At 64.9% G+C, this 10839-nt stretch carries 8 protein-coding genes and 1 pseudogene; all 9 read left to right on the plus strand.

Going from position 1 to position 10839, the window contains the following annotated elements; genetic code table 11:
- Nucleotides 1-250, plus strand: a pseudogene (locus tag ACE3UY_RS05325) (hypothetical protein); the annotation flags it as partial.
- Between the two features lie 46 nt (nt 251-296).
- A complete protein-coding gene (locus tag ACE3UY_RS05330; protein WP_374686516.1) occupies nt 297-1868 on the plus strand; it encodes a glycosyltransferase family 4 protein in 1572 nt (523 codons plus the stop codon).
- Nucleotides 1861-4023, plus strand: a complete 2163-nt coding sequence (locus ACE3UY_RS05335) for a hypothetical protein (protein ID WP_374686517.1) — start codon at nt 1861-1863, stop codon at nt 4021-4023. Before ACE3UY_RS05330 ends, ACE3UY_RS05335 begins: the two co-directional genes overlap by 8 nt.
- Nucleotides 4024-4132: 109 nt before the next feature.
- Nucleotides 4133-5413 carry an FkbM family methyltransferase gene (locus ACE3UY_RS05340; RefSeq protein ID WP_374686518.1) on the plus strand — a complete coding sequence of 427 codons (1281 nt, stop codon included), beginning with the start codon at nt 4133-4135 and terminating at the stop codon, nt 5411-5413.
- Nucleotides 5414-5501: 88 nt separating this feature from the next.
- Nucleotides 5502-6017, plus strand: a complete 516-nt coding sequence (locus ACE3UY_RS05345; protein ID WP_374686519.1) for a hypothetical protein — start codon at nt 5502-5504, stop codon at nt 6015-6017.
- The gene (locus tag ACE3UY_RS05350) at nt 6017-7081 is read left to right on the plus strand and encodes a glycosyltransferase (protein WP_374686520.1); all 1065 of its coding nucleotides are present in this window, start codon (nt 6017-6019) and stop codon (nt 7079-7081) included. The genes ACE3UY_RS05345 and ACE3UY_RS05350 overlap by 1 nt, the downstream gene beginning before the upstream one ends.
- Nucleotides 7075-8262 carry a glycosyltransferase family 4 protein gene (locus tag ACE3UY_RS05355; protein WP_374686521.1) on the plus strand — a complete coding sequence of 396 codons (1188 nt, stop codon included), beginning with the start codon at nt 7075-7077 and terminating at the stop codon, nt 8260-8262. The genes ACE3UY_RS05350 and ACE3UY_RS05355 overlap by 7 nt, the downstream gene beginning before the upstream one ends.
- Before the next feature lie 6 nt (nt 8263-8268).
- Nucleotides 8269-9363, plus strand: coding sequence for a glycosyltransferase (locus ACE3UY_RS05360; RefSeq protein WP_374686522.1), 1095 nt, complete (start codon nt 8269-8271; stop codon nt 9361-9363).
- Nucleotides 9364-9395: 32 nt separating this feature from the next.
- Complete coding sequence (locus ACE3UY_RS05365) at nt 9396-10742, plus strand: glycosyltransferase family 4 protein (protein ID WP_374686523.1); 1347 nt, start codon at nt 9396-9398, stop codon at nt 10740-10742.
- Nucleotides 10743-10839 lie beyond the last annotated feature (97 nt).

Raw genomic sequence — 10839 nt, forward strand, 5'->3', positions numbered from 1 at the left:
ACGCTGGCGCACGCTGGTGAGCGACTTCCAGGCCAATCGTGGCGACCGCCACATCATTCCCGGCATTGGCGCGGCCCAGACGCCCTTCAGCGAGATCGCCGACCGGATTGCAGCGGCCCGTGAGTTAGGCGCGGCCGGCCACGCGCTTTTCTCCTACAACGCTCTGCTGGTCAATGGCTACTTCGACGACTTGCGCGCCGGCCCCTATGCCATCCCGGCCGCCATCCCGGAGATCACCTGGAGGCCGTGATTCGGAAGCGCAGGGGAGCAGGGGGCGGGGGAGCAGGGCAGAGCGAATGACCGACGACAATTACAACCTGCGCCAACGGGCGACGCTGACGGAATTCGAGTTCACCGAAGCCCAATTCGGCCGGCTGGGGGCGCGTCTGCGCCGCGCCTGGGGCAATGTGGCCGCACGCTGGCAGGTGTGGTCGGTCATGCAGCGGCAAAGCGCCTTCAACCACGCGCTGGTGGACAACCTGGAAGCGCTGGAGGTCAAGACGCGGGCGGAATCGGCCGCCGACGTGGCGCGCGATACCGTCCGCATCGACCACGACCGCGGCCTGACGCGGTTGAACCGGGACATCGCCGCTTTGGCCGCCCGCGCCCGCCGCGCCGCCGCGGGCGCGGATGGTCTGCGGCAGGGCTTAGCGCCGTCCAACCGCCGGTTGCGCATTGCCTACTTCAGCCCCTTGCCACCCGCTCGCAGCGGCATCGCCGACTACAGCGCCGAACTGCTGCCGCATCTGGCCGAGCGAGCGGATGTGACGGTGTTTGTGGACAGTGGTAGGGGCGGGTTTCAAACCCGCCCGTACGGGGTTGGCGGTCAGCCTGGCAATATATTCCTTGCGCCGATGGAGGCGTTTCCGGCGCGGCGCGACGAGTTCGACCTGCCGCTGTACCAGATGGGCAATAGCGACCAGCACGAGGCCATCTACGAGATGCTGTTGCGCTTCCCTGGCGTCGTCGTGCTGCACGACTACGTCTTGCATCACTTCATTCGCCACCACATTCTGGGGTGGGCCGACTGGAACGGCTATGCGCGAGAACTGGACTACACCCTCGGCCCTGAGGGCCGCCGGCTGGCGGCAGCCATCCGCGACGGGCGGGCCGCCGCGCCTCTGTTCGACGTGCCGCTCAACCGGCGGGTCATCGACGCCAGCCTGGGGCTGATCGTCCACAGCCGCTACGCCGCCGACCGCGCGCGCCAACAGCGCCCCGATCGGCCGCTGGCCATTGTGCCAGCGCTGGTGGAGATGCGCCCGGGCCGGTCGCGTCGCGCCGAGTTGGGGCTGCCGGAGGACGCGGTGCTGTTCGGCAGCTTCGGGCAGATCACGGCCGAGAAGCAGATCGATCTGGCGCTGCGGGCCTTCCGCGGTGTGCGCGAGATATACCCCAACGCCCGCTACCTGTTGGTGGGCGAGGCGCGGCCCGACGTCGATCTGGCCGCTCTCATCAGCGAACTGGGGCTGGGTGAGGCGGTGCACCACGTTGGCTTCGCGCCCGAGTTGAGTGTGTTCGTGGACTGGATTCACACCGCCGACGTGGTGGTCAACCTGCGCTACCCGACGGTGGGCGAGACATCGGCCATTGCCCTGCGGGCCATGGCCGCCGGCCGGCCGGTCATCGTCTTCGACCACGGCTGGTACAGCGAGTTGCCCGACGAGGCTGCCCTGAAGGTCGCGCCGCTCGACGCCGTCGCGCTCCAGGAGGCAATGATCCGCGCCGCCGCGTCGGCCGGTCTGCGCGACGTACTCGGCCGGGCCGCCGAGGCTTACGTACGGCGCTACTGCCTGCCCCCCCGCGTGGCCGACGCCTACCTCGACTTCCTGCACGCCATTCTGGAGCCGGCCGCCGCCCATGCTTGATTGGCTCTACACGCTGCTGCTCGTGGCGCTGGCCGGGCTGGTGGGCGGGCTGTTGACGGCCAGCTTCCTGCCGCGCGGCGCGCGCTGGAGCTTTGCGCTCGTCTTCGTCGCGCTGACGCTGGCGATCGTGGCGACGGGCTGGCTGGCCCTGCTGCTGGCCGAGTTTGGTTGGTTCGGCCGGTGGGCGCTGCTGGTCGCTCTGGCGTCGTCGGCCACCGGTCTGCTGATCTGGCAGCGTCGAGATCGCGCCGCAAAGGGCCAAGAGGCTATCGTCTCCGCGGTCGGGGAGCGGCTGGTCGCGTGGGAGTGGCTGATGCTGGCGCTGTGGCTGGCCGCCGCGCTCTGGCTCTTCTTCCAGCCCCACGAGTACATCTATGGCGGCGCGGATGCCGGCGTCTACGTCAGCTTGGGCGCGGAGATCGCCCACCACGGCGGCTTCCGCGTCGTCGATAAGACGCTGGCCGCGCTCGACCCGGCGTTGCAAGCGGCCGTGTTGCGCCCCCTGCCCAACACGCCCGGCGCGGCCTCCTACCTGTTCCCCGGCTTCTACGTCACCGACGCCGCCGCGGGCCGCCTGACCCCGCAGTTCTACCCCTTTCACCCCGTGCTCCAGGCGGTCGCCTACGACGCGGCCGGCGGGGGCGCGGCTGGCGTGCGCGCCGAGTTGCTGCTGACCGGGCTGTGGATGCTGCTGGGCACGCTGGCCGTCTACCTGACGGCGCGCGACGCAGGGGGGCCGGTGGTGGGCGCGCTGGCGCTGGCGGCGCTGTCACTGACGGCGCTGCAAATCTGGTTTGGCCGCTACCCAACCAGCGAGGCGCTGACGCAGTTCCTCATCTGGGCCGGCGTGTGGAGCGCCGGCCGCTGGTTGGGCGAGCGCCGGCCGGCTGGCCTGTGGGCCTTCACCGCCGGCTGCGCTTTGGGGGCTGTCTTCCTGGTGCGCATCGACACGCTGGTATTGCTGCCCGTCTTTGCCTTGCTGCTGGTCTGGCGCTGGGCGCGCGGCTGGCGGCAGGCCGATAACTGGTTCGCCGCCCCCTTCGCGCTGCTGATATTCCATTCGTTGTTGCACGGCCACTTCCTGAGCGCGCCCTACTTTTATGAGACAGTCGGCTACGGTCTGAGCCTGGTGCTGCGCGCCTGGCCGCTGGTGTTGGTGGCCGCGGCCGGCGGCGCCTTTTTCTTGTGGCAACTGCCGCGCCGCGCCGGTCGGTTGCGCGCCGCCGCCCGCTTCACCCGGCCGGCGCTGGGCACGCTGGTCATTCTGCTGCTGGCCTACGCGCTCTACGGGTGGTTTCTGCGGCCGGCGCTGGCGACAACCACGTTGCGCCCCGACGTGTTCAGCGCCGGCGAGATTCCGGTGACCAACCACGAGAATTGGCCGCGGCTGGGCTGGTATCTGACGCCGTTGGGTATCTGGTTGGGGGTGCTCGGCGGCGCGCTGCTACTGTGGCGCGCCGACCGCCGGGTCGGACTATTGTTGGCCCTCGGCTGGCTCTTCGCGGTCGTGTACCTGTGGAACGTCAGCGCCAACCCCCACCACGTCTACGTCATGCGGCGCTACGTGCCGGCCGTCGTGCCCTTCTTCGCCGTCGGCGCGGCCTACCTGCTGGGCCACCGCGGTTTCAGTCGGGCCGCCTGGAACGGGCCGGGTCTCCTGACGCGGCTGCCCTATCCACTGATCCCGGTGCTGGTCGGTCTGGTCGCCGTGGCCTGGTTGGCCGGCGTGGGCTGGGCGGCGCGCGGCTTCGTGAGCCAGGTCGACCACGCCGGTCTGCTGGCGCAGGTGGACGAACTGGCCGGCGAACTGCCGCCGGGGGCCGTTCTCCTGTTCAACGACCCGTCGCCGGTTGGTCAGGGGGACATCTGGGGCACGCCGCTGCGCTTCATCTATGGCTTCGACGTGTTCAGCCTGCGCCAGCCGCCGGAGCGTGTGACTGTGCCGTTGGCCGAAACCATTGAAACATGGCAGAATAGGGGATGGTCAATTGTCTGGGTTGGCGCCACCGATTGGTTAGACAGCCAGGGGTATGGCTATCAAACGGAAGAAGTAACCCTGAGCAGCCGGCGCCTGGAAGGCAGTTACGACCACAAGCCGCGGGAAGTCGTTATTGAGTCCGCGACGCTGATCTTGAACTTTCTGGAGTCAGAGTGACATGAATGGGAATGACCATGACACCGCGGCGGAGACCGTGGATGTTGAATTAATCATGCAAGACGTGCGCCAGCAAATCCTGGATAGCCAGCTTGCGGACCAAGTGCAAATGCCCCGCGCACAGACCAGCCTGCCGAGCGAGTACTACGAGCAACTCTATTTGGCCGGCCTAAAACAGAGCCGTCTGGGCGTTGAACTCGACGTCCGCGCCAGCCAGACACCACTCATCGGCCCGCTGCTCGACCGGCTGCGCCTGAAGGTTCACGAGTTAGTGGTGTTCTATATCAATCGCTACGCCGCCCGGCAGGCAGAAATGGATAACCACGTCCTGCAGGCGCTGAGCATTCTGGGACAGTCGGCGTCCGGCGGCGAAGCGGCCGTCGGCGCCGCGTTCGGCGGCGCGGTGGGCGCTGCCCAACCGAACGCGGTTGGCGCGCGGAGCGAATGGGCCACACCGGAGGATGTGCGTGCCTGCTACCACTTGCTGCTTGACCGCGAGCCGGATGAGCATAGCTGGAACTACTGGAGTAATCTGGTCAGGAACCACGGCATGTCGCGCGCCTACCTGGTGGACGCTTTCCTGAATGGTCAGGAGTTTAAGGCGTTGCAGCGGCGGCGCTACGAACCGCAGTTGGTGGAACTACCCGGTTTCAAGATGTACGTGCGCCTGAACGACAACTTCATCGGCGCGGGCATCGCCCGTAATAAGCACTACGAACCGCACGTGACGCGGGTGTTGAAGCAACTCCTGCGGCGGGGCCATACGTTCATTGACGTTGGCGCCAACATTGGTTACTTCTCCCTGTGGGCCGCCAAGATCGTCGCGCCGGGCGGCCGGGTGATCGCATTTGAGCCAAACGGCAGCAATTGTGACTTGATCCGTCGCAGTCTTGCGGAGAATAGCCTCGAGGATGTTGTGGAACTCCATCAGGCGGCCGTAGCCGAGATGGCGGGGGTACTGCAATTCACCTCGGTCGGCATTGACAGCAACGGTCGCGTCGTCACGCCCGAAGAGGCCGCCGCCGAACAAGTTCCGCTGCAAAGCGTCGATGCCGTGACTCTGGACGATGCATTGCGCGACTGCCCGCGGATTGATGTGATCAAAATGGACGTTGAGGGAGCCGAGGCGCGCGTCTGGCAAGGGATGCAGTCCGTCATCCACCAGCATAAGCCCTCGCTTGTCTTCGAGTTTTCACCGGTGTTACTCAACGTGACCAGCGGCGCCGACCCACAAACGTTTCTGGAGATGGTACAGACAGAGTACGATCTATACATCATCTCATTCCAGGGCGAGACATCTCCGCGGCCGGATAGTATCGCCGACATAATTGCCACCCACGCCGCCTCCGGCCAGTCGCATCTGGACATTCTGGGGCGTCCTCGTCACTAGCGACTGACATGGCCCGGCCGCGCCGTTAAGTTCCTCCGGCGCGGCCAGGTTTATCAGATAGGAAGTCACCACGACGCATCACAGTGCCATGATTGAGCCAGACCTACAGTCATCGCGGCCCGACCGCCCGTGGATCGAGATTCACGACGACATACTGACGTCAGAAGCCTTGGTGGCCGAAGTTGAAAGGCGAGTCGAGCAGCGGCGTGCCCAGCTCGGCCCACTACACCTCGTGCTGCCCACCTTCGGCCACGTCTCGACCTTCCCCGAGCCGCCTACCGGGATGTCGTATGACCCCAACCTGTACTACTACCTGAAGCAGGCGAACGAGGCCACCAAACCTCTGGTGCAACCCGTCCTGGTCTCCTCGCCAGCCACGCGCGTGCCGGTTCTCGGCCGGCTGTGGAGCATGATCCGGGGACAGATGCACGAGCTGGTTCTGTTCTATGTCAATAAGGCCGTCAGCGAGCAGAATCAACTCAACATCAACCTGGTCAGCATTCTCAATGAACTGACCCGGGTTAATCAGGCGCATCAGGCCGAATTGGAAGCCCTCCGCGGTGAAGTCCGGCGATTGCGCGACCGCGGAAAGGCTGACGAGTAGTGGGTACACTACACCAATTCCTGGCCGGAGCTGCCCCCGGTGATGCTATTACCGAACAGGCCCTGGCGATCAGCCGCTGGCTGCGCGAATTGGGCTTTGTATCCCACCTGTATGCTCTGCACATCGAGTCGGGTATGGTGGACAGCGTCCGGCCGTTGGCAACCTATCGCCGCGCGCGGGATGAAGATTACGCCATTTTGCATCACAGTATCGGCTCGGATGTGGTCGATACCCTGCTACGGCAGAGGTTGGGGGTGATTCTTGTCTACCACAACGTCACGCCCCCCGAGTTCTTTCACCACACCGAGCCGTATCTAGCTCGCCTGGCGCGACAAGGGCGGGAGCAACTGGGGCAGTTGCGGCCGCAGACTGCGTTAGCCATTGCCGATTCGCGCTTCAATGCCGCGGAACTGCTCAAGGAAGGCTACCGCGAGACAGCGGTGTTGCCGATTACTTTGTATGCCGGGCGCTATCAACTACCCAGCGATCCCGATCTGACCCGGCAGATTGTCTCTCGCGCCCCCAATCTCCTTTTCATTGGTCGCTTGGCGGCCAACAAGCGACAGGAGGACCTGGTCAAGCTGCTCTACTTCCTCCGCCGTGTGCGCCCGGAGGCGCACTTATACCTTGTCGGTGAGCGCTGGCAATCCGGCTATGCCGCCTGGGTGACCGATTTGGCCGAGGAACTGGATGTCAGCGATGGACTGACGCTGACGGGCAAGGTGTCACAGACGGAGATGGTCACCTACCTGAAGTCGGTCGATCTCTACGTTTCAATGAGCGAGCACGAGGGATTCGGTGTGCCTCTCATTGAGAGCATGTACCTTGGTTTGCCCGTCATGGCTTACGCCGCCGCCGCCGTGGCCGAGACGCTGGGCGGAGCCGGCATCCTGTTCCGGCAGAAGCACTACGCCGAATTGGCCGAATTAATCGATCTATTGCTCGACGATGAGCCGCTTCGCCGGCGTATCGTGGAGCGCCAGCGGCAGCGCGTGCAAGCTTTCCTGGAGCCGACCGTCCGCCGGCAGTTTGTCTCCCTGTTGGAGGGGCTGAACCTGTGCTAGAGAAAAAGCGGATCGCTTTCGTTATTCAACGCTACGGCCAGGAGGTCAACGGCGGCGCCGAGCTGTTCACGCGCTGGTTGGCCGAACGCCTCGTCACGATGGCCGAGGTTCATGTCATCACGACCTGCGCCATTGACCATCAGACTTGGGCCAACGCTTATCCACCCGGCGACAGCGAGGCAAACGGCGTGACGATTCACCGCTTCACCGTAGATGCGGAACGCCGGCCGGACTTCCCGGAGCAAACGGCCGCCCTCTTTCGTGGGACACATTCCTTCTTCGATGAGTATCAGTGGATGAAGGATCATGGCCCCTTCTCTGCTCGCCTTTTCGATTACATCCGCACCTCCTACAACTACTACGATCTTTTCATCTTCGTCACCTATCTCTATCCACCCACTTACTTCGGCCTGTCACTGGTTCCCGACAAGGCGATCCTCATTCCCATGGCGCACGACGAACCATACCTGCGCCTGGCGATTTTCCGCTCGCTCTTCCATCTGGCGCGGGCTATCCTTTACAACACCGAGCCGGAGAAGCAACTCGTCGCCCAGATCATTCCCAACATCCGCGCGCCGCAGCTGGTGGTGGGTGTGGGCGTCAATACGCCCGAAGGCGGCTCGGCCGAGCGGTTCCGTCAAAAATATGGCATTGAGGAGCCTATCGTGATCTATGTTGGCCGGATTGACGAAGGCAAGAATGTGCCAGAACTGCTGGAGTACTTCGCGCGGTTCCGCCAGCAGACAGGGCGGCCGTTAAAGCTGGTACTCATAGGCAAGCCAACTATCGAATTACCGGCGCGGCCTGACATTGCCCCGCTGGGCTTTGTCTCGGAACAGGACAAGTTTGACGCCATCTGCGCCGCCGATGTGTTGATCGTGCCCTCGAAATATGAAAGCCTGTCCATCGTCGCGCTGGAAGCATGGCTGATGGAACGACCGGCTTTGTTGAACGGCCATTGCGAAGTCCTGAAGCACCAGGCGCGGCAGAGTAACGCCGGTTTGTATTATCACACCTATGACGAATTCGCGACCGCGCTGAAGCTGCTGCTTGACAACCCCCTCCTGCGCGCCAGAATGGGCCGCCAGGGCAAAGCCTTTGTCAAGGCGCATTACCAGTGGGACGTCGTGATGGCAAAATACCGTGCCATCCTGGAAACGCTTACTACCCCTACGCCGTAGAACGTCATGCCTGAACGCATTCTGCACCAATTCACCGAGGGCGCCTACGTCGGCGACGCCGTGACCGATCAGATCTTTGCCATTCGCCGCTGGTTGCGCGAGTTGGGCTTTATCTCCGAGATCTACGTGGAGCGGCCCATTCCCCCGGAGCTTCAGGCGGAGGTGTGGCCGGCGCGCGACTATCGCCCTCAGCCGGCCGAGGCATGCGTTGTCCACCACCATGCGGTAGGCTCCGGCATTTACGAACGGCTGAGGACCTTGGGGTTGCCGCAGATTCTCGTCTATCACAACATCACGCCGCCCCAATTCTTTGCCGTCTCCAATCCCGATATCGCTGCCAACCTCAAAATAGGCCGGACGCAACTGGCCGAAATGCGACCGCGCACGCGGCTGGCTCTCGGTGATTCAAGCTATAACGAGCGCGAGATGCGCGAGCTTGGCTATGTGACGACGGGCGTGCTGCCCATTGTGTTGGATGAGCAGCGCTACAACGGCCCGCTCAATGAAGCGTTGGCCGCGCGCTGCCGGGCGGGCGGGCCATTGCTGTTGTTCGTCGGCCGCCTCGCGCCCAACAAGCGCCAGGAAGACCTGATCAAGCTCTACTACTACTTGCGTCGGCTGCGGCCGGACGCGCGTCTGGCGTTGGTGGGCAATGAGCACATCGAGGTGTACGGCAAATGGCAGCGGGAGTTGGTGGCAAGCCTGGGTTTGGACGAATCAGCCGTCCAGTTCACCGGCCACGTCTCGCAGCAGGACATGGTGACCTACTATCGTTGCGCCGACGTCTACGTCTCGATGAGCGAGCACGAGGGCTTCGGTAAGCCGCTCATCGAGAGCATGTACTGCGGTCTGCCTGTGGTGGCCTATGCCTCCAGCGCCGTCCCCGACACATTGGGCGATGCCGGCATCCTGTTCTATCGCAAGGAGTACGAGGCGCTGGCCGAGTTGGTGGCGCTGCTGGTGGAGGACGAGCCATTGCGCCGGCGCGTCATCGCCCGGCAGACGCGGCGCGTGCGGGCCTTCCTGGAGCCTCAGGTGCGCCAGCAGTGGGCTGGCTACCTGCGTCAACTCGACCTCCTGCCGGACGGGGCCACTCAATGAGTGAGCAACCCTCCACGCGCGTTACTCCTGCTATGTCTGAGGACTTGGCAGACGAGCGCTCCCTTGCTCCCCCGCTCCCCCGCCCCCCCGCGCCCCACGTTGTCTTGGTCACCCCCGCCTACCCTCCCTTTCCCGGCGGCGGCGAGCGCTACGTCGGCGCGCTGGCCCGCGGTCTGGCCGGCGCCGGTTGGCGCGTCACCGTCGTGACCAGTTCGGCCACGGCCGAGGCTGACTTCTGGAATGGCGCGCCGGCGGCGTCGGACGGGATCGAGGATGGGGTGCGCGTCATCCGCCGGCCGGTGCGCCCCATGCCGGGCGGACGCCCTGGCCTGCTGTTGTGGCGCAAGGGCATGGTGCTCCTGTCCGCCCTGCCGGCCGACCAATCGTCCTGGCTGATGCGTATGGCCGGCCGCGTGCCGGCCATCGACGGGTTGGCCGAGACGCTGGCCGACTTGGACGCCGACGTCATCCACGCCTTCAACGGCTCGTGGGAGAGCGGCATGGTGGCCGCCTATCGGCGGGCGCAGCAGACCGGGACGCCACTGGCGGTCACTCCCTTTGCCCACCTGGGCGCGCGCGAGCACGACCGTGTGGCCCTCAACTCCACCATGAATCACCAGTTGCGGATGATGCGGGAGGCCGCGCGGCTGCTGGTGCTGACGCGCGTGGAGGCCGAGGGACTGGCCCGCTACCACATGTGGCCGGATCGATTGGATGTGATCGGCAGCGCCGCCGACGCGCCGCCGGCCGACTTTCGCGACTCCCCCTACTTCGCCGAGGATCACTGCGAGGCGCGCGGCGCGTATGGCCTGTACATCGGGCGGCTGTCTTACGACAAGGGGGCGCTGCATGCCGCCGACGCCATCCGCGCCCTGCGCCGGCGGGGGCGCGACGTGGCTCTGTTGCTCATCGGCTCCGCCACGCCTGAATTCAAGCGCTATCGGCAGCGTCTCTCCCCGACGGAGCGCGCCGCCATCCGGCCGCTGGGGGTCATTTCCGACCGCGACAAGCACGCCGTGTTGAGCCGCGCCAAGTTCCTGATGCTGCCGTCGCGCAGCGATTCGTTCGGCATCGTTCTGCTGGAGGCGTGGAGCCACAGCGTGCCAGTCATCGCCGTGCGCGCCGGCGGCATCCCCGGCGTGGTCGATGACGGCGCGAACGGCCTGCTGGTCTCGTTCGCCGACGTGGACGGGCTGGCCGCCGCCGCCGAGCGTATCGTCGGTGACGAACCCTTCGCCCAGCGCCTGGGCCGCCAGGGCCACGAGAAGTTACTTGCCCACTACAGTTGGGATGTCGTCGTCGAGCGCGTCCAATCCCACTACCGCCAGATCATGCTAAGTAACTATTCGAAAGGTTTGATAACTTTACCAAAAGTCTAGAGCGCGCGATGCTCTTCGAAAACGGAGAGCAAGCGCATGATTTACGCCAAAGTAGATGCCCAGCAGAAAGCCATCCTGGCTACGGAGATGAACAGCA

It is taken from the genome of Promineifilum sp. (SeqCode), assembly GCF_041918635.1.
GTDB lineage: Bacteria > Chloroflexota > Anaerolineae > Promineifilales > Promineifilaceae > Promineifilum.